The 20485-nt window shown below is 38.4% G+C and carries 19 protein-coding genes; 18 read left to right on the forward strand and 1 reads right to left on the reverse strand.

Features of this window, described 5'->3' with window-relative positions:
• Positions 1-250: 250 nt before the first annotated feature.
• The 10 genes from clpA (at position 251) to MS2017_RS01810 (ending at position 12547) form a co-directional block, all read left to right on the forward strand.
• Positions 251-2470, forward strand: a complete 2220-nt coding sequence (gene clpA / locus MS2017_RS01765; protein ID WP_122951065.1) for an ATP-dependent Clp protease ATP-binding subunit ClpA — start codon at positions 251-253, stop codon at positions 2468-2470.
• Positions 2467-3210 carry a 5'/3'-nucleotidase SurE gene (gene surE / locus MS2017_RS01770; protein ID WP_122951066.1) on the forward strand — a complete coding sequence of 248 codons (744 nt, stop codon included), beginning with the start codon at positions 2467-2469 and terminating at the stop codon, positions 3208-3210. Before clpA ends, surE begins: the two co-directional genes overlap by 4 nt.
• Entirely contained in the window at positions 3189-4913 is a 1725-nt protein-coding gene (locus tag MS2017_RS01775) for a phosphoethanolamine transferase (RefSeq protein ID WP_122951067.1), read from the forward strand. Before surE ends, MS2017_RS01775 begins: the two co-directional genes overlap by 22 nt.
• Before the next feature lie 463 nt (positions 4914-5376).
• On the forward strand, positions 5377-5676 hold the full coding sequence (locus tag MS2017_RS01780) for a hypothetical protein (RefSeq protein ID WP_071563264.1): 300 nt from the start codon (positions 5377-5379) through the stop codon (positions 5674-5676).
• A 101-nt stretch (positions 5677-5777) separates the two neighbouring features.
• Positions 5778-6182, forward strand: a complete 405-nt coding sequence (locus MS2017_RS01785; RefSeq protein ID WP_071563263.1) for a c-type cytochrome — start codon at positions 5778-5780, stop codon at positions 6180-6182.
• Positions 6182-7648, forward strand: coding sequence for a multicopper oxidase family protein (locus MS2017_RS01790; RefSeq protein WP_071563262.1), 1467 nt, complete (start codon positions 6182-6184; stop codon positions 7646-7648). The genes MS2017_RS01785 and MS2017_RS01790 overlap by 1 nt, the downstream gene beginning before the upstream one ends.
• A 20-nt stretch (positions 7649-7668) precedes the next feature.
• Positions 7669-10149 carry a heavy metal translocating P-type ATPase gene (locus tag MS2017_RS01795; RefSeq protein ID WP_122951069.1) on the forward strand — a complete coding sequence of 827 codons (2481 nt, stop codon included), beginning with the start codon at positions 7669-7671 and terminating at the stop codon, positions 10147-10149.
• A gap of 61 nt (positions 10150-10210) precedes the next feature.
• Positions 10211-11059 (forward strand): acetylglutamate kinase, encoded by an 849-nt coding sequence (gene argB / locus MS2017_RS01800; protein WP_122951070.1) that lies wholly within the window; start codon positions 10211-10213, stop codon positions 11057-11059.
• Positions 11052-11909 (forward strand): dihydroorotate dehydrogenase electron transfer subunit, encoded by an 858-nt coding sequence (locus tag MS2017_RS01805; protein ID WP_071563259.1) that lies wholly within the window; start codon positions 11052-11054, stop codon positions 11907-11909. The genes argB and MS2017_RS01805 overlap by 8 nt, the downstream gene beginning before the upstream one ends.
• Positions 11906-12547, forward strand: coding sequence for a YggS family pyridoxal phosphate-dependent enzyme (locus tag MS2017_RS01810; RefSeq protein ID WP_071563258.1), 642 nt, complete (start codon positions 11906-11908; stop codon positions 12545-12547). The genes MS2017_RS01805 and MS2017_RS01810 overlap by 4 nt, the downstream gene beginning before the upstream one ends.
• On the opposite strand, the gene MS2017_RS11025 is transcribed toward MS2017_RS01810, so the two are convergent.
• A complete protein-coding gene (locus MS2017_RS11025; RefSeq protein WP_143108558.1) occupies positions 12500-12709 on the reverse strand; it encodes a hypothetical protein in 210 nt (69 codons plus the stop codon). The two genes, MS2017_RS01810 and MS2017_RS11025, sit on opposite strands and share 48 nt — an antisense overlap.
• A gap of 354 nt (positions 12710-13063) precedes the next feature.
• Between MS2017_RS11025 and MS2017_RS01815 the strand changes: the two genes are divergently transcribed.
• The 8 genes from MS2017_RS01815 to ndhC all read left to right on the forward strand — a co-directional run bounded on the left by MS2017_RS01815 (position 13064) and on the right by ndhC (position 20483).
• The gene (locus MS2017_RS01815; RefSeq protein WP_122951071.1) at positions 13064-13780 is read left to right on the forward strand and encodes a complement resistance protein TraT; all 717 of its coding nucleotides are present in this window, start codon (positions 13064-13066) and stop codon (positions 13778-13780) included.
• Positions 13781-13945: 165 nt separating this feature from the next.
• Complete coding sequence (locus MS2017_RS01820; protein ID WP_071564840.1) at positions 13946-14440, forward strand: asparaginase domain-containing protein; 495 nt, start codon at positions 13946-13948, stop codon at positions 14438-14440.
• A 9-nt stretch (positions 14441-14449) separates the two neighbouring features.
• Entirely contained in the window at positions 14450-16939 is a 2490-nt protein-coding gene (locus MS2017_RS01825; protein ID WP_122951072.1) for a YhdP family phospholipid transporter, read from the forward strand.
• Complete coding sequence (gene tldD / locus MS2017_RS01830) at positions 16936-18354, forward strand: metalloprotease TldD (protein ID WP_071564842.1); 1419 nt, start codon at positions 16936-16938, stop codon at positions 18352-18354. The genes MS2017_RS01825 and tldD overlap by 4 nt, the downstream gene beginning before the upstream one ends.
• A 163-nt stretch (positions 18355-18517) precedes the next feature.
• Positions 18518-18655: a hypothetical protein gene (locus MS2017_RS11030; RefSeq protein WP_164707566.1), complete on the forward strand. Its 138-nt coding sequence runs from the start codon at positions 18518-18520 to the stop codon at positions 18653-18655.
• 64 nt (positions 18656-18719) lie between these two features.
• On the forward strand, positions 18720-18878 hold the full coding sequence (locus tag MS2017_RS11035; RefSeq protein WP_158009393.1) for a hypothetical protein: 159 nt from the start codon (positions 18720-18722) through the stop codon (positions 18876-18878).
• A 67-nt stretch (positions 18879-18945) separates the two neighbouring features.
• Positions 18946-19095, forward strand: coding sequence for a hypothetical protein (locus MS2017_RS11040; protein WP_158009394.1), 150 nt, complete (start codon positions 18946-18948; stop codon positions 19093-19095).
• A gap of 1031 nt (positions 19096-20126) precedes the next feature.
• Positions 20127-20483 (forward strand): NADH-quinone oxidoreductase subunit A, encoded by a 357-nt coding sequence (gene ndhC, locus MS2017_RS01840; protein ID WP_071564845.1) that lies wholly within the window; start codon positions 20127-20129, stop codon positions 20481-20483.
• Positions 20484-20485 lie beyond the last annotated feature (2 nt).

Consider the following 20485-nt stretch of genomic DNA (forward strand, 5'->3'; position numbering starts at 1 on the left):
TTTTTTGCAAGTTTATTTAATTTTTATCGCGATGGAATCGGTAGAATTGTGTTATTTATTCAAAGGTCTCATCGTATTTATATTCTTTTCTCGTTAAGATTTTGGCAACAGTTTTTTGCTTGTCAAAAAGACACACTACAAGAAGATATATACAGCTCAATAAGTACACTTGGCTAAAACTTCCATAAAAATACACAATTCGCTTGTCATCTTCTTAAGTATTGTATGAAAGGTCTCGTATAATAATGCGATGATTGAAGTAAGCTTACAACAAGAAATTAATGCCATTATGGCACAAGCGCGTAATAACCGTCTAGAGTTTGTGACGGTTGAACATTTATTGATTGCCTTACTTAGCATTGATGAGGTGGTAGGTTTTTTAAGAAGCAAACGGGTGAATGTTGAAGAAATGCAGGCGGAGTTAGAAGATTATATTGATTCACATACGCCGCTTATCCCACAGGCTTCAGAAGTTGATATTGTGCCAACGGTTGGTTTCCAGCGGGTATTGCAACGCAGTGTTTATCAGGCACAAGCAGCACAGAAAAATACTGTGTATGCGATGAATGTGTTGGTGAGTATTTTTGCTGAGAAGGAGTCTCATGCGGTTTATTTATTAAAGTTGAATAATATTTCTCGCCTTGAGGCAATGGAGGCGATTTCAACACAAATACCAGAATTAGAAGCAGAATCAGCGACAGTAGAATCTCGTCCCAAGAAGGGCAAGAAAAGTGCATTAGAAAGTTACACAATTAATTTATGTGAAAAAGCAAAAACAGGGAAGATTGACCCGCTTTTAGGGAGAGAAGAAGAGGTTTTGAGAACCGTTCAAATTTTATCCAGACGGCGTAAAAACAACCCTTTATTTGTGGGTCAAGCAGGCGTTGGAAAAACAGCAATTGCACAAGGTATTGCCAAGAAAATTGTGGACGGTAAAGTGCCTGAGGTTTTACAAGAGGCCAGTATTTATTCGCTGGATATTGGGGTGTTAATTGCGGGTACAAAATATCGGGGTGATTTTGAAAAGCGTTTAAAAGCGGTGCTGAATGATTTGGAAAAAATCCCACACGCCATTTTGTTTATTGATGAAATCCACACAATGATTGGTGCAGGCAGCGTCTCTGGGAGTGCATTGGATGCCTCAAATTTACTTAAGCCAGCATTGGCAGATGGCTCGTTAAAGTGTATGGGTTCAACGACTTATGAAGAATATCGAAAGATTTTTGAAAAAGACCATGCGCTTTCAAGACGCTTTCAAAAAATTGATATTGACGAACCATCGGTGCACGATACCATTAAAATTTTGCATGGTTTAAAGCGGTATTATCAAGACCATCACAAGGTTAAATATTCAAAAGCAGCGTTGACTTGTGCAGTTGAACTTTCGCATCGCTATATAAATGACCGTTGTTTGCCAGATAAGGCAATTGATGTAATTGATGAGGTTGGCGCATTGCAACAAATTCAACCAAAATCTAAGCGCAAAATTAATATCGGTGTGAGTGATATTGAAGATATTGTGTCCAAGTTAGCACGCATTCCATCACGACAGGTGACCAATGACGATAAGTCGTTACTTAAAAATTTAGCAACAGACCTTAAACTCAGCGTATTTGGGCAAGATGCAGCAGTGGAGAGCCTATCTACTGCTATTAAACTGGCTCGTTCTGGCTTGGCGTATAAAGACAAGCCAATGGGTTCGTTTTTATTTGCAGGGCCAACAGGCGTGGGAAAAACTGAGATTTGCAAGCAACTTGCTCGTATTATGGGGGTTAAATTATTGCGTTTTGATATGAGTGAATACAAGGAAGGGCATTCAGTGTCTAAGTTAATTGGCTCACCACCGGGTTATGTGGGTTATGATGAAGGGGGATTGTTGACCGAAGCAGTTAATACCAATCCATACGCTGTTTTATTGCTTGATGAAATTGAGAAAGCCCATCCTGATATTTTTAATCTGTTGTTGCAAGTGATGGACAACGGCAAACTCACTGACGCTAATGGCAGAGAAGTTGATTTTAGGAATGTGATTTTAGTAATGACTTCTAACGCAGGCGCACAAGCAGTTGGGCGGGCATCAATTGGCTTTAATAAGCAAAACCATTCACTGGATTACGAAGGCGAATTAAAGAAATCGTTTACGCCAGAGTTTAGAAATCGCTTGTCTGAAGTGATTTATTTTAATACATTGAATGAAGAGACCATTGTTTTTGTGGTGAATAAATTCCTATTTGAGTTGGAAGCCACTTTAGAAGATAAAAAGGTGGCTTTAATTGTATCTGAGGCGGCAAGAAAATGGTTTTCCGTGAATGGTTATGACGCTCAAATGGGGGCTAGACCCATGTCGCGTTTAGTGGAAAAAGAAATCCGCAAGCCACTGGCTGATGAGTTGTTGTTTGGTAAATTGGTGAATGGTGGCAGAGTTAAAGTGGATGTTAAAAAAGATAAAATCACACTCAATATAAAGTGAAAATTCTTGTTAGCAATGACGATGGTTTTGATGCACAAGGTATTAAAATACTGAGACAATATCTATCAAAAGACCATATAGTAGTAGTGGTAGCACCGAATGAGAATAAATCGGCTTCTAGCAGTTCTTTGACGCTAAATAGAGCGTTACAACCCATTGAGATTGAAAAAAATATTTACAGCGTAGATGCCACGCCAAGCGATTGTGTGCATTTGGCGCTCAGTGGGTTTTTAGAGGAATCGTTTGATTTGTTGGTTACAGGCATCAATTTTGGTGCAAATTTAGGGGACGATGTCATTTATTCTGGCACGGTTGCAGGGGCAATTGAAGGGCGTTTTTTAGGTTTGCCTTCTTTGGCAATTTCGCTTGCCAGTTGGGAAGGTGCGCATTTTGATACGGCAGGCATTATTGCCAGGAAAATAGTCAATCAAATTGCTCACGCACAGGTATCGCATGACACGGTGCTGAATGTCAATGTGCCTGATGTAGCAATTGATGAGATCCAGGGCTTTCAAACCACACGACTCGGCAAACGGCACAAATCAGAAAACAGCATACCTGACAAGGACAACCCATCTAAATTTTGGATTGGAGAAAATGGCAAAGAAGCCGACAATGGCGTCGGCACAGATTTTCATGCGATTGCCAATCGTTTTGTGTCGGTAACACCTTTGCAAATTGATTTGACTAAATACAGTGAAATGGACACAGTTTCTACATGGCTAGAAGCACTACAATAAAATCACTACTTTGGGTTTGGCTTGGCTTAAGTCTGCTGGATATTTTTGTGGTGCGTGATTTTGCGTGGTTACTAGAACATTGGGACAGCAAGCGTGTTGTTGTTAATTTTGGTTTGACTTCGCTGGCAATGTTATCTTTGTTGTTTATGCTTAATCCGATTATTACCCGCTCAAGGGTTGGAAAAAACCTTATTTTTATGCTAATTGTTGTACCAATGCTGGTGCAGTCATCACATTACGAGGTGTATCGTAGTTTTGCCTCAAGTTTTGGTTTTCGTGAATTTTCACAGGATCCAATGTTGGTGTTGGATTTGTGGCTAGCACAGTTTAATTACTTAAAATCTGGCATTCTCCTGCTGTCGGTTTATGGTTTGTTAAGTCTGCTAATTGCCCCTATTAAAACAGTGAAATGGCGTTATGGACTAAATGTCATCGGCTTTGTGTTGTTGTATTTGCTCACCACATTTATTTGGTATGGGGTGGGCAATTTTCAAAATTCAGTCTTGGCATATTATTCAACTTTGTTGCAAATTTCACGCACTCAAGTATTAGAATTTAAACACGAAAAACCGCCCGTCACACCAAGCCAGTTACCCACTGATAATTTGCCAAATATTGTTTACATCATCGGCGAATCCTTAACCCTTTCACAAATGGGCATTTATGGCTACAAACGAGATACCACACCCAAACTCGCCCAACTGGAAGCAGACAAAAAACTGATTAAATATAACAACGCCCTGAGCATTGGCACCCACACACGCCTAAGTGTGCCGTATATGTTAGTAGGCATAGAAGGCATTGATCCAACAGGCAGATTTTATCAAACGCCAACCGTTTTTAACTACGCCAAAGCTCGGGGTTATACAACTGCATTTATCAGCGCACAAGACACACATTGGGGGCATATTAAAGATTTATTTGTCGATAAAGATGTGGATTATTTTTGGCACGGTGTGAGTATGAATAAAAATACTTCCGTGCACAAGGGTGCAGATGATATGCGTGTGTTAAATGAGATTGCCTTGCCATATATTGACAAGATTACCCAGAAAAAACCTCCTTTTTTTCTAGTATTACAAATGGACGGCTCTCACTATCCATACACAGCACATTCCACCCAAAAGCACAAAAAGTTCTTACCTGAAAATAAGCCAAATTCCATTAATGCGTATGACAATACCGTGGTTAAAACCGATGACTATCTAGCAACAATCATTAACAAAATGCGCCAACAATACCCCAATAGTTGGGTATTTTATTCTTCCGATCACGGGCAAGGTTTGGGTGGAAAATCAGGCAGATTTAATTACAATCCACATTTAAAAATCATTCACAACCCATTGCTAATTTCCCCGCCAAATTCTCATTATGCACAATTACTTAGTAACCAAGATTTGCCAATTTCACAAGCAGATATTGTGCCAAGTATTTTGGCAATTATTAATATGAAGCCACACCCAAATATCAATGGAAAATCTTTACTCAATACGCAAAACCCTAAACGCCTAAGAGTGGCAAGTCAATATATGCCCACGCAACACAACGACCCAAATGCGGTGCTAGTTAATCCCGACTTAAGCCTTTACACGCTTGATTTTGAAAAAATGAGCGTCGTGCTACCCAATGGCAAACAAACCATTCGTTTTCAAGATTGGGATGAAAAATATCAGAAAATATTTTTAGATAAATTACCAAAGTGAGGTCTTTGTATAAATGTGGGTGATTGGTGAAATTCAATTTTTACCAATTTGGTGAAAAGTGGATTTTGATGATTATTTATATTCACGCAAAAAGCCTTTATTTAATAAAAAAGACGACAAACATTATTTTTTATTGAATAATGTACGCCTTTATTGCTATACATTTTTCAAATCCCTGTGAATATCGCAACTGCACTGTAAATTTAGCAAAATTTGGATTTAATTCAAACTAAATACCTCTTGTTACAATTACTCATTGGCAAATGGCTGGAGTAGTTTTGTGCTTGATTTTTATACCATTTTCAAAAAATAAACCAAACAATATGGCGTTCATCTTCATCCCAAGTATTGGCACTATATTATTCATTTCATTTTTGAAAAATGGTATCCTTGATAGGTGTAGATTGACGAAGGTTTCATTTAAATGATTTCCAATCAAATTTTTTATGATAAAATCCAATTTATGAAATTTATTATATCCTTATGTTTTTTAATGTTAATTTCTTTGGCGAGTGCCAAAGATATGAATGTGATGGATAAAAATATGCATTCCATGCAACAAACAACGATGCAATTTGCAGATAAAAGTGCAGATTGTTGTTCTGAAAATATTCACATTAGTTGCAGTTCGGTTGTGGCAATTGATGTTTTAACGATTTTTTCACAAAAAATAATCAACAGCATGCATTTATCAGTGCCTGTTTTTGAAGCTTCTTATTCCTCTTTTATTGCCAAAACCCCCACGCCACCTCCTACGGTTTAATCGGTATAGCGTCCGCTATAAGCATTTATAAAACGGCGATTTTTGTCGCCCATTAAAAATCAATCAATTTTTATAAAAGTTGATAAAATCAAGGAAAAAAAATGAAAATATTAATCACATTAAGTGTATTGCTTTTAACAAGTTGTTTCGACAGCGACAATGCACAAGCAAAAGAGATAGAAAGTGTTGCTTTAGGTAAAGCAGTTTTTGATAAAAACTGTGTATCGTGCCATGGCAAAGGGGCAAAAGGAACGGTAAGAAATTGGAAAAAAACTTTACCCAATGGTAAATATCCAGCACCCCCATTAAATGGAACGGCACATGCTTGGCACCATTCGCCAAAATTATTGTTAAGTACCATTAATGACGGTGGCAAACGGTTGGGTGGCTGGATGCCTGAGTTTAAAGACAAACTAAGTGATCAAGAAAAACAGGCGTTATTGGATTATTTACACAGTCTTTGGCCAAAAGATATTCAACAAAAATATAATGCGAGGTTCAAATAATGTTTTCAAGAAGAAAATTTATTCAAGCAAGCGCCATACTGGCTGCAATGCCGGCGAAAATTGTCTTGGCAAGCAAGCAATTATTGGGCAATAAATTTCAGGTTCCAGCGTTGTATGTTGGCACCAGAAAAGGCAATAATGTTTATTTTGATTTGCAAATTCAATCAGGTTTGAGTCAGATTTTGGCCAATAAAAAAACCCCAACTTTGGGTGTTAATCAAAATTTCTTGGGAGTAACTTTGCGGGCAAGTAAGGGTGACAAGGTGCATATTCGGGTTAAAAACAGCATCAATAAAACCAGCACTCTGCATTGGCATGGCATGAAATTGCCTGCCAAATCTGACGGTGGGCCACATCAAGCAATTCAGCCTAATAAAACTTGGGAAACACAGTTTGAAGTCATTCAAGATGCTGCCACACTTTGGTATCATTCTCATCAACTGCACGAAACTGCACCACAGGTGTATCAAGGGTTAGCAGGTATGTTTATCCTTGATGATGACAAAGCGAGTGCGTTGAATTTACCCAGTGAATACGGGGTAGATGATATGCCAGTGATTATCCAAGACAAAGATTTTAAGCAAAATGGGGCACTGCGTTATTTGGGCGGTATGATGGATTCCATGATGGGCAAAAAAGGCGGTACGGTTTTGGTGAATGGTGTGATACGCCCCGTGTTAAAGGCAAAAAAATCGCTGTTGCGTTTGCGCTTGCTTAATGGCTCAAATGCACGCACTTATTTCTTGGCATTTAACGACAATCGTGTTTTTTATGTCATTGGTAGTGATGGCGGGCTTTTAGAGCAAACACAAAAAACCAATCAACTGCGTCTTGCACCTGCAGAACGGGCTGAAATTTTGGTGGATGTGTCTGATGGCAAGATGCCTATTCTACAGCATAAAAGCGGGCAAGAAAAATCTGGTATGCGCGGCATGGGAATGATGCGTTCGATGATGTCAGGCACTGACAATGACCTAAATATTATGCAAATAGATGGCAGCAATGCCAAAAAAAGCAATCGTGACATTCTGAAAAAATTGGTCACACATGATAACCCCAGTATGAAGCAGGTCAGTCGTCAGCGTTTGATGCGTTTGGAAATGGGTATGGGCATGATGGGCGGCGGCAATATGTTTAGTATCAACGGTAAAACAATGAATGCCAAACGCATTGATGAAGTGGTTAAGGCAGGCAGTGTTGAGGTTTGGCGTATTGAAAACGCCTCAATGATGGCACATCCCTTCCACATTCATAATGTGCAATTCAAAATCGTTAGCAAAAGTGAAGGTGTCATCAGCACTCACGAACTGGGTTTTAAAGATGTGGTGCTGGTGAATCCGCATGAGCAGGTTGATGTGATTATGAAGTTTCCTGAATTTCGTGATAAAAACACCCCTTATATGTATCATTGCCATATTTTGGAACATGAAGACAGGGGTATGATGGGGCAGTTTGTCGTGGTTTAAGTTTAAAAGTGGGGTGCAATATGAAACACACTTATCAAGTTTTAGATATGTCTTGTGGCGGATGTGAAGCCAATGTAAAAAAAGCATTATTAGCGTTATCCGATGTTTGTAAGGTGGAGATTGATTTAGCCACCAAAGCCGTGGTGATTGAAATGCAGAGCCATTTATCATTGGATATTTTGCAACAAGCCTTGTTAACGGCTGGACTGCATTATACGATTACTCTGCCAGAACATGGCTTTGCACACCATTCGAAACCAGCAAGCAATATTGAGAATGGGAATGGCGTGTTTTATTGCCCAATGTTTTGTGAGGGGGAGAAAACTTATTCAACGCAAAGCGGTTGCCCAATTTGCGGTATGGATTTAGTAGAACAGCCTAGCACGACACAAGCCACGCAATTTACTTGCCCAATGCATCCCGATGTCGTTCAGGATACGCCAGGAAATTGTCCTATTTGTGAAATGGATTTGGTGGTGCTAGAAAGTGAGAATGGTGAGCAAAAAACTTATCAAGAATTGCTTAAAAAAATGAAAATATCGGTTTTATTTGCATTGCCAGTTTTTGTTATTTCTATGTCTGATTTAATCCCTAACAATCCACTTAACACTTTAATGAGCGTTCAGAACTTAGGTTTTATGCAATTTGCTTTAACTTTACCCATTGTTTTTTGGACTTGTTGGGTATTTTTTAAGCGTGCTTATCGGTCTATTGTCACTTGGAATCTTAATATGTTTACTTTGGTGGGTATTGGCACAGGTGCGGCATTTATTTTTAGTGTAGTGGGGTTGTTTTTTCCTGAGATTTTCCCTGATAATTTTAAAGCTGAAAACGGCACAGTTTTGCTTTATTTTGAAGCCACAGCCGTTATTTTAACTTTGGTTTTATTGGGGCAATTATTAGAAGCAAAGGCACACAGTCAGACCAGCAGCGCCTTAAAAGCATTGTTGCAATTAGCACCTGCAACCGCAATATTGCTTAAAAATAATACAGAAGTTGTGATAGCAATTGATAAGATTAAACGAGAGGATTTGTTAAGGGTTAAACCTGGAGAAAAAATTGCTGTAGATGGCGTTATTACCGAAGGCGAAAGCAGTCTTGATGAATCAATGATTTCTGGCGAACCTATTCCTGTTGATAAATTTAAAGGGGATAAGGTAACTGCGGGCAGTATTAATGGCAATCAATCTTTTGTAATGCGTGCACAAAAAGTAGGGTCAGAGACCTTACTTGCTCAAATTATTGAAATGGTTAAAATTGCCTCCCGTTCACGCGCACCGATTCAAAAATTAGCGGATACAATTGCTAAATACTTTGTGCCAATTGTGGTTTTAATGGCAATTTTGACCTTTATAGTTTGGGTTTGGTTCGGGCCAGAGCCTGCACTGGCGTATGGTTTTGTGAATGCAGTGGCAGTTTTGATTATCGCCTGCCCTTGTGCCTTAGGTTTGGCAACACCGATGTCAGTCATGGTTGGAGTGGGCAAAGGCGCACAGGCAGGGGTGTTGATTAAGAATGCCCAAGTTTTAGAAATAATGGACAAAGTTGATGTGCTGATCACGGATAAAACTGGCACGCTTACTCAAGGCAAACCCTCGGTGGAAGAGGTGTTTTCTCAAAGAGGCAGTGCTGATGATTTATTGTGCAAAATTGCCTCACTTAATCAATATAGCGAGCATCCTTTGGCACAAGCTGTTGTGCAATTTGCCCAAGAAAAAAATATCAATCTCACTAAAGTAATAGATTTTAAAGCGATTATTGGCAAAGGTGTGGTTGGGGTGATTGACAAACAAAAAATCACATTGGGCAATTTAGCATTAATGACAACCAATAAGATTGATATTAGCGATGTGTTGATGGAAAAAGTGATTGTCGCACAAAGCCAAGGTAAGACCGTTTCTTATATCGGCGTTGATGATAAAGTATTGGGTTATGTTGCCATTAGCGACAGTATCAAATCAAGCAGCAAAAAAGCCATTACTGAGTTAATGTCTCAAGGCGTACAGGTTATTATGATGACAGGTGACAATCAAAATACTGCCAAAGCAGTGGCTGATGCACTGAATTTAAGTGAATTTCAAGCACAGTGCCTACCAGAAGACAAACTGAATAAAATCAAACAACTTCAGGCACAAGGGAAAATTGTTGCTATGGCAGGTGATGGGGTGAACGATTCACCTGCTTTGGCGCAGGCAGATGTTGGAATAGCAATGGGTACAGGGACTGATGTGGCAATTCAAAGTGCGGAAATTACTTTAATACAAGGGGATCTGTATGGCATTGTTAAGGCCAAAAAATTAAGTTATGCGGTCATGAAAAACATTAAACAAAATTTATTTTTTGCCTTTATTTATAATATTTTAGGCGTACCAATAGCTGCTGGGGTACTGTTTCCCGTGTTCGGTGTGTTACTTTCTCCCATGATTGCTGCTACAGCGATGAGTTTTAGCTCAGTGTCGGTGATTGCAAATGCACTTAGACTTAGAAAGGTCTCTTTATAAAGTTCAAAGAATACTTGTTAGGTAAAATAGGATTTTTTTTAATCTTTTATAAAGTACCAATATGTCCGAAATCACACGCGTTTTAATTGAAGCGTTACCGTATATTCAAAAATTTAAAAGCAAAACCATTGTCATTAAATATGGTGGTAATGCGATGATAGATGAGCGTCTAAAATCCAGTTTTGCACGCGATATTGTCTTGATGAAATCAGTTGGTATGAATCCGATTGTGGTGCATGGCGGTGGCCCTCAAATTGGTGAAATGTTAGATAAAATTGGTAAAAAAAGTGAATTTATTCACGGTATGCGTGTTACCGATGCAGAAACCATGGCAGTGGTTGAGTCTGCGTTAGGCGATGTGGTTAATAAAGAAATTGTTGAACTTATTCAGCAACATGGTGGATGTGCAAAAGGGCTGGTGGGTAAAGACAGTGGCTTGGTTTCTGCAACAAAATTAAATATTGGCGATGACATTGATTTGGGTTATGTTGGCGAAGTGGACGGCGTGGATACTTCAGTAATTGACGCCTTAGAAGTTGGCGTTATTCCAGTGATTGCACCGATTGGTGTGGGCAAAAATGGTGCTTCTTATAATATCAATGCAGATTTGGTTGCAGGTGCGATTGCACAAGCATTGAATGCTGAGAAATTGATTTTACTCACCAATACTCAGGGTTTGTTAGATGCAGAAGGCAGATTATTAACTGGATTGGATGCCAATACAGTGGATAAATTAATTATCAACGGAACAATTTACGGGGGAATGTTGCCAAAGATTGGCTGCGCATTAACTGCCGTCAAACATGGTGTTAAGGCCGCCCATATTATCGATGGGCGTGTTTCTCACGCTGTGCTTTTAGAAGTCTTCACTGATGATGGTGTCGGCACATTAATTACGAGCAATGAGTAAATTACATAAAAATATGATTAAAGTTTGTGATTGCCAGATTTTGGCACATTATCAATTTGAGGGCGAGCAATATATTTTGACCTTGGCGTCAGATGTTATTGCCAGAGAAACCAAGCCGGGGCAGTTTGTCCACATTACCGTTTCCGATGCTTTATTAATGAGACGACCAATTTCAATTATGTCAGTGGATGTGGAAAACGGTACTTTTGATTTGCTTTATAAAGCGGTGGGCGAAGGAACTCGTCAATTATCACAACGCAAAGTGGGCGATATGTTGTCTGTTATTGGGCCGATTGGCAATGGCTTTAACATAACAAATAAAAAGCTGCCCTTGTTGATTGGCGGCGGCGTCGGAATGCCACCGATGATTGCGATTGCACAACAGATGAAAGACAGTGAGCTTGACCCTTTTGTTATTTTGGGCTCAGAAGTGCCGTTTCCCTTTACGCCAGTAGTAAGTGCAATGGGTAATGCTTGCCCACGAGCAAGCCATACTATGCCTCTCTTAGAAGATTGGGGTGTGGCTTGCAGATTGGCGAGTTTGCAGGATTTTGAAGGTGTGTTTAAGGGGTTTGTTACTGATTTAGCGCGTATTTATTTAGACAGTTTGTCAGCAGATGAATTGGCTGAAGTTGAAGTTTATGCTTGTGGCCCTCACCCAATGCTTGAAGCGGTGGCTACTTTGGCTAAGGAATATGCGCTCCCTTGTCAAGTATCACTTGAAGAATATATGGCGTGTGCTGTGGGTGGTTGTGCAGGTTGTGTGGTGGCGGTGCAAACAGAACAAGGGACGGCAATGAAGCGTGTTTGCGTTGATGGCCCCGTGTTTGATGCGCAAACAGTCTTTTGATTAAAGACAACCTAAAGCAGGTTCAACAGCGCATTAAAGCCGTTGATAAAAATCAACAAGTAACCTTAATTGCCGTTAGCAAAACTAGACCTGCTAGTGATTTACAACAGGCAATTGATGCGGGGCAACGCCATTTTGGCGAGAATTATTTACAAGAAGCTTTAGACAAGATTCAAGCCTTGAAAAAACAGGGTTTAATCTGGCATTTTATTGGTGCCATTCAGTCTAACAAAACGCAACAAATCGCCCAAAATTTTGATTGGGTGCATAGCGTTGATAGGTTTAAAATCGCCAAACGGCTTAATGACCAGCGCCCAGATAAGTTGGGTAAACTTAATGTTTTATTGCAAATTAATATTGACAATGAATCAACCAAATCAGGCATTTTGCCCGAGCAAATCGCTACAATTCTTGCTCAGTTTGAGCATTTGGACAAACTTTCTTTAAGGGGATTTATGTGCATTCCGAGCCCCTCCAACTCAGACATCAGTTTTGCAAGAATGGCAAATATTTTTAAACAATATCCCAATTTGGACACTTTGTCCATGGGTATGAGTGGTGATTTGGAATTGGCTATTCAAAATGGCGCTTCATTTGTGCGTATCGGCACGGATATTTTTGGCGAAAGAAAACAATAGAGAATTTTTACATAAATAGAGACCTTTGCATAAATATGGATGATTAGCAAAATTCAATTTTTGTCCACTTGGTAATTTTCTTAAACCTTGTCCTAGCAGGGCTAAGGCTGGGTTTAAAAAATTACCAAGTGGGTGAAAAGTGGATTCTTGATGATTATTCATATTTATGCAAAGGCCTCAAATATATTGATTAATTTGGCAAATTTTTTACCCCCATTTTTGCTTAAGAGGTTTGGCGCTAATGCTATTTTGCATGCCACAGGAAAAGGTCTTTGTCTTTGTAAATACTTGGTATAATCACTCCCTTAGATTATATATTTAGTAAAGCCTTTATCTAGATATAAATCATCAAACATTTACTTTTTACTCATTTGGACATCTTAAATTTGGCCTTAGTTTTCCCCTAGGACAGGTTTTTTTTAAAAACTAGCAAGTAAGTAAAAAATTGAATTTTACGAATCATTTGTATTTGCATGTAGGTTTTGGTCGTTAAATTGAACTTTTTTTGGAGAAAAAATGAAAAAGATAGCAAGTTTAATTATAATATTAATGATATCAATGGGCTTAACAAGTTGTGCCATTACAACAATGATTAAGAAGTCAGATCTAGACACTCAAACTAAGATGAGTTCGACACTTTTCTTAGAGCCAGTATCACAAGATAAGCGGGTGGTTTTTATTAGTATCCGTAATACATCGGACAAAAAGTTGAATATTGTTACTAGAATTAAAAACACATTGATTGCCAGAGGTTATGTCTTAACACAAAACCCCGATGACGCACATTTTATGTTACAAGCTAATGTCTTGAAAGTCGGAAAATCAGATGCAAGAGCATCAGACGATGCTTTATCTGGTGGCTTTGGTGGCGCATTACTTGGTAGCGCCCTGTCAGGTAATAGCCCTACAGCGGCAAAAAACGCCACCATAGTCGGTGGTATAGTCGGTTTTGCTGTTGATGCAATGGTGTCAGATATTTATTACACTATGGTTACCGATTTGCAAATTAGAGAAAGGCCGTTGGCTGGTGAGATTGTTAGCCAAAGACAAAAAACCAGTGTTGATCAAGGATCTGGCACTCAACTAATACAAAATATATCGGGTGGACAGGCTAAATGGAAGACCTATCGCACTCGTATTGTTAGCACGGCAAATCAAGTGAACTTAAAGTTTGATGAGGCAATAAAGTCATTAGAGGACGGTTTGGTTCGTTCCATTAGTGGTATTTTTTAAACTTATTGATTGTCAAGTGAAACAACCGCCTTTTTTGGCGGTTGTTTTGTTTTTAAAATACCTGAAAGGAACCTCTAAAAGTCTCAGTATAATTGATGAAATATGTGGGACAGCACTTTTTGCATTGCATCTTAGGACTTTTAGAAACGCATTAAATTTATCATTATGAAAATCAAATTTTTAATTACAGGTGGCACGATTGACAAAGTTTACAATGAGTTAGACGGTCAACTGGTGTTTAAAAAAACGCAACTTGTTGATATGCTTAATCGTGCACATTCAATGGTAGATACCTTATCAGAAGTATTATTTTTGAAAGACAGTTTGGAGATGAATGACGCTGATCGGTCGTTGATTTTGTCTAAATGCCTTGCCTGTGAAGAGCGTGCTGTTGTTATCACACATGGTACTGATACAATGGTGGAAACAGCGAAGTTACTGGGGGAAAACATTCAAGATAAAACCATTGTTTTGTTTGGAGCGATGGTGCCTTATTCCGTTAATCAATCGGATGCTTTGTTTAATTTAGGCTTTGCACTTAGTAGTGTGCAAAATCAGCCATCGGGTGTTTATATTGCCATGAATGGCAAATTGTTTGATTTTGACAAAGTGCAAAAAAATAGGGCTTTGGGTGTTTTTGAAAACATTCAAGTTTTGTAATCTCTATCAATGCATAAAATAATAATACATCACAGCGCTAAAGTCATTAAGTTTGGCATTTGGATAGCAGGATTTCTAATACTTTTTGTTGCTTTGGTGGCGACATTCCCGGTATTAATTAAAGCACCTATTGAGGTAGGGTTGTCCGAGCTTAGTGGTTTGGATGTTGAGTCATCTGTGCCTCATTTTAGTTTTAAGCAAGGTAAACTTTCTTTGAGAATAAATACTTTGAGGGCGTTCACTGCTGGGTCATTGACACATCGTCCAAAGGCTGGGTTGAGTCCAGTGGCCAGTATTGACAACCTAAGATGGGATATTAATTTAAATTTATTGTGGGCAGATATTTATCGTCCCAATAAAATTTTTGTTAAGACTTTGGTGTTTTATTCACAGCACAATGGATTTGACATTGAGCGTATTCAGCAACTGGTATTGTTGTCAAATTCAGGGTTATTTGATTTTTTCAAGGTATTGAGTATTGATAAAACCTTGATTAAGGGTGATCAAGAACTTAAAATTGAGCCGATATTGCTTGTTCGTCACAAAAGGCAATTGTTGCTTAAAGTCATGGGGCAAGATATCGCCTTTGACCCGTCAAATATGAGTGAAAATAAGGTGGATATTGCTGTTACCTTGCCCCTTGGTCACTATAACAACAATATGTTTTCCTTGCCAATCGTGATTAGTAACGAAGAGTTACTCATTGAGGCTAAGATTAAACTTTTTCATCAAAAGGGCGATGATTTTGTTGAATTTGAAGCTTATGTGGCGGAGGTGAAAGCCAATAATTTGAGTAAATATTTACCTGTGCAATTGTTGGGTGATGATGTCTATGCTTGGATAAAGCGCGGTTTTATTGCTGGCACATTGCAAGATCTAAAGTTAAATGTTAAAGAAAATTTAACAACAGCAAGTGATACTGAAATACAAATTAGCGCACAAGCAACAGCATTAGAATTGTTGTTTGATTCTGACTGGAACCCCCTTCAGCAGCTTAATGCCAATTTTGCATTTGATGGTAAGAAAATCACAGTAATAGCACATGATGGCAAACTGAATAATGTGGATTTAAAAGCGATTAAAGTGCAGATTAAGGATGTAGGCCAGCAAGATGCAAAAGTAGAAATTACCGGTAAAGTCAATTCGCAAAGTGAGCTTTTGATTGAATTTTTAAAGCGTTCCCCGCTTGGAGAATCTGTGCACAAGGTGTTGAATCAAATTAATCTGTCTGGCAAAGCTGATGGCAATTTAGCGTTGGTGATTCCATTGGGTGAAGAATCGTCAATAATAGACATTGATTTAACCATTCAAAACAATCGCTTAAGCGTTTTAAAAGGCGCTATTGTTGTTGAAAATTATAATTCAAAACTGGCATTTCATCATAATGAAGTTACCGGTAAAGGCACAGGTAACATTCGCAACCTCCCTGTTGATATTCGTGTCAATCCAAGCAATCGCCATGACAGTAAAACGCGAATTTTCGGTGTAGAATTGATGAATAGTGGACTAAAGGCCTATATCGTCAAGCGCCCTGATGAATCTTGGCATGGGGTAATTGATTCTAAATCAGTAACGGGTAATGTCATTGTTACTCTTGATAAAGAGGATATGCCACATGTCCAATTGTCGGATATACGAGTAACAACATTGGATGCAATTAAAGGCGATTGGAACATCACGCCGCAAGATTTTCCAGATATGTATCTGAAGACCAAAGACATTTATGTTGATGACAGTGTTTTGCCAGATTTTAAAGTTAAATTGACTGCTAAAGATAAGTTGCTTGTTATTGATAATTTGCAATTTAAAGGGATTGAAGTTGATGACAAAATATTGAATTTTCAAGGTTCTTGGGACGGTAGCAAGACGCAACTTTATGCCAAAGCAAAAGGCAAAAGTTTGGCTGAATTTTTACAAAAATTAAAAGTTAAAGAAAAAATCACAGGTGGAAAATTTAATTTCGACATTAGCCTTGCTTGTGAATGCGCCCCGTGGAATATGAATTATCAAGATATTACAGGCTATTTTGATATGAATGTTAAAGAGGGCGTATTTACCGACAAAGACCCTAATATTGGGCGAATTTTGTCGTTACTAAATATTAAATCAATTGTTAAACGCCTGCAACTAAATCTCTCCGATGTGACCAACAAAGGCTTTGCTTATGAAAATATAACAGCAAAAATCCACCTACAAAATGCGATAGCCAAGATTGAAAAATTTGATCTTGAGGCCTCATCAAGCAGCATCGTCTTAACTGGAGAAGGGAATATTGTTGATAAACAATATAATTTGGTGGCAAAAGTAACCCCTGCCATTAACGATGCTGTGCCTATAGCAGCCTATCTTACAGGTGGCGGACTGGTTGCTTTAGGTGTGTGGTTAGTCGATGAAGCACTATTTGATGGTGAATTAGTTGGTGCAATTGTTAACGGCGCAGCAGAATTTGAATATAAAATTACGGGTTCATGGGACAACCCTATTATTGAAAAATTATGATTGAACAACTATTAAATGAACATCACTTAAATCCAGAAAAAATTAGCAATCTGCTTTCAGATTTGTTTGTTAAAGGCACTGATTATGCCGATTTGTATTTCCAACATTCCGTGGCTGAGTCGTGGTTTTTAGAGGAAGGCATCGTTAAATCTGGCACTTATCACATTAGCCATGGCGTTGGCACACGAGCCGTTAAAGGCGAACAAACTGGTTTTTCCTATTCAGATAATTTAAACATCAGTGCAATTCAGCAAGCCGTTGATTTTGCCAAAGGTATTTCTGAACACCAAACGCCACAAGCCATCCAATCATTCCAATCCATTCCTCAAGTGGCAAAATACAGCGGACTCAGTCCTCTAGGCAGTTTAACCTCAGCAGAAAAAGTGGATTTGTTAAAGAAAATTGACCACATTGCCCGCCAAGAGCCTAAAGTTAAGCAAGTCAGCGCTTCGTTATCAGGCGCTTATACCGAAGTGTTAATTGTTTCAACAGACGGCGTTTATCAAAAAGATTATCGCCCAATGGTGCGTGTTAGCGTCAGTGTGATTGTTGAACACAATGGCCGTATTGAACAAGCTTCTAGCGGTGGCGGCGGTCGTTATGATTATCGTTATTTTATTGATCATAATTTAGCCGAAATTTATACACATGAAGCAATTCGTCAAGCCCTAGTTGCCTTAAAAGCACAAGAAGCCCCCGCTGGAAAACTCCCCGTGATACTAGGCTCAGGCTGGCCGGGGGTATTGTTGCACGAAGCCATTGGACACGGACTAGAAGGGGATTTTAATCGCAAAGGCACCTCAGTTTTCACAGGTAAAATCGGCGAACAAGTTGCCAGTGAAAAATGCACCATCGTTGATAATGGCACCTTAGCCAATCGTCGTGGCTCACTCACCATTGACGATGAAGGTACCCCAACCCAAAATACCACACTCATTGAAAATGGCATTCTAAAAGGTTATTTATTCGACAAAATGAACGCAAAATTAATGGGCAACAATTCCACAGGCAACGCACGACGCGAATCCTATGCCCACATCCCCATGCCCAGAATGACCAACACCTATATGCTCAATGGAAAAGACACCTTAGAAGAAATGCTTGCCTCAGTCGATGACGGGCTATATGCCGTTAATTTTGATGGCGGTCAAGTTGATATCACCTCAGGCAAATTCGTCTTTTCAGCCAACGAAGCTTATCTGGTTAAAAATGGCAAAATCACTCACCCAGTCAAAGGCGCCACTCTTATCGGCTCTGGCGATGAAGTGTTAAAAAAAATCTCCATGGTCGCCAATGATCTAAAACTCGACAGCGGCGTCGGCGTCTGTGGCAAAGACGGTCAATCCGTCCCAGTCGGCGTTGGACAACCCAGTCTAAAAATTGATGAACTTACCGTGGGCGGTACGCAAGTATAATTAACATACTGCACATATTTGTTAATGAGAATGAGTGCCAGTTTATTTGCGAAGATGTATAATATTTTTATCCATTCGTGTTACAATAATTCTGTTATTGCACTCTACAATGTAAGATAATTTCTAAGGGGGAAGCATGAAAACTACAATTGGTTTAGATGAAATGAAAAATGTTAGAGGTGGTCTAGCGGGGGTTCTACTTGTCGCTTACGGTGCCTTAATAATCTCAGCTGTAGTGGCATGGGCTTCGACTGCTGACAAGGCTGGCGTGGATTTTAATGATCCTTCCGCCCTTAGTTAAAGTTTGTAAAAATTTTAGTTTGCATTCAAAGCAATTGGCATTGTGACCAAATTCTTGAGAGAGTATGAAAACTACAATTGGTTTAGATGAAATGAAAAATGTCAGAGGTGGCGTTGCCCCAATTGTTTTGGGTATTTTGCTTGTCGTTTCTTGGTCTTTTGCAATTGCATTTATAGTAGCGTGGCTTACAACTTTCAACAAGGCTGGCGTCTCTATTAGTTAAGACTTGTGGAAATTTTAGTTTTCGCTAAAAGTAACCGGTATTCTAGCAAAACATTTAAGGGGAAAATATGAAAACTACAATTGATTTAGATGAAATGAAAAATGTTAGGGGTGGCAACAGCAACAATACCATCATTCTCTTGGGTACTTTGATTATGCTTGCTCCTGCTCTTGGGATTGTACTTACAATAGTCAAGATTAGCATTTCTGTTTCATAGTTAAAACTTGTAGAAAATTTAGCCATTCCAACAAAAATAATTTAAGGGAAAAACATGAAAACTACAATTAATTTAGATGAAATGAAAAATGTTAGGGTGGCAACAACAATATCCTAATTCCCTTGGGTGCTTTGCTTATGCTTGTTCCTATGGTTGGGGTTGTGCTTGGAATAGTTGGGCTTGTTAAACCCATCAAGCACTCGTTTTAATAACAATAAAGATATAAAAATCTCTAATCTAAAGCGACAAATATTAAAATTAAAGGCAGTGATTATTACCCAAAATTAGATTTTGTATTTAACTATAACAAGGTATTTAATGGCGCCAATGATTTAAAAGAAGAATCCCACGCCTACGGCTTACAATTAAATTCTCCACTATACAAGCTAGGGTACACACTAGGAAAAATAATTTCACATAACCGCATAAAACGATCAACATACAATTTAAGAAAAGTTAATTTACAGGTTAGAGATAACTGGTCAAAGCTTATTAATAACTATAAAAATAATATTCATTTGTTAAGTGATATTGACCATCAATATAACAGATTAAAACTAGAAATAAGTCGCAACGACATTATAAAAAAAAGAACGCATTAAAAGCAGTGGCTCTAAATATACAATTGATTTATTAAAGTTAGAAAAAAAATATTTACCCCAGGAAATGGCGTTAATAATATTGAAAATTGCAACTCTTGGATTGGCACCCCTATGAACCAGATTTTGTATCCCCCGTTAAAAATCAAACACAACCTTAAAAGTAAAGTTATCATGATTAAAACTTTTTGCTTTAGATGGATTTTTTAATCACTGAATTTAATGATATTACTGCTTGCCGCTTTAATAATTTCAATTTTTTTTCTTTCATTATATTACGAAAATTGTTTAAATATAGCCTTAATATTGCTAAAACAGGGCTTAATAAATCATTAATTTGGCAAAAGTTGAATTTTATTAATCATTCATATTTATGCTAATCTCCAATAAATTGATTATAATGCCTTAATTCTATTAATTAAGAGAAGCGAAGTGTTAGAGAACTATTTGCCAATTGTGGTTTTTATTTTTTTAGGGGTTGCCTTTGGTATTGGGCCGATGTTAATCGGTTATTTATTAGGGCCAAGTAAACCAGATGAAGAGAAAAATTCGCAATTTGAGTGCGGGTTTCCTGCGTTTGATGATTCGAGAATGTATTTTAATGTGCGCTATTATTTAGTGGCAATTTTGTTTATTTTGTTTGATTTAGAAGTTGCTTTTGTCTTTCCATGGGCGGTGGTTCAATCTCAACTTGGCTGGTTTGGCTTTGTGGCTATCAGCATCTTTTTACTTTTATTGGTGGTGGGCTTCATTTTCGAATGGAAGAACGGTGCGTTAGAGTGGGAATAACC

The organism is Bathymodiolus thermophilus thioautotrophic gill symbiont (assembly GCF_003711265.1).
GTDB lineage: Bacteria > Pseudomonadota > Gammaproteobacteria > PS1 > Pseudothioglobaceae > Thiodubiliella.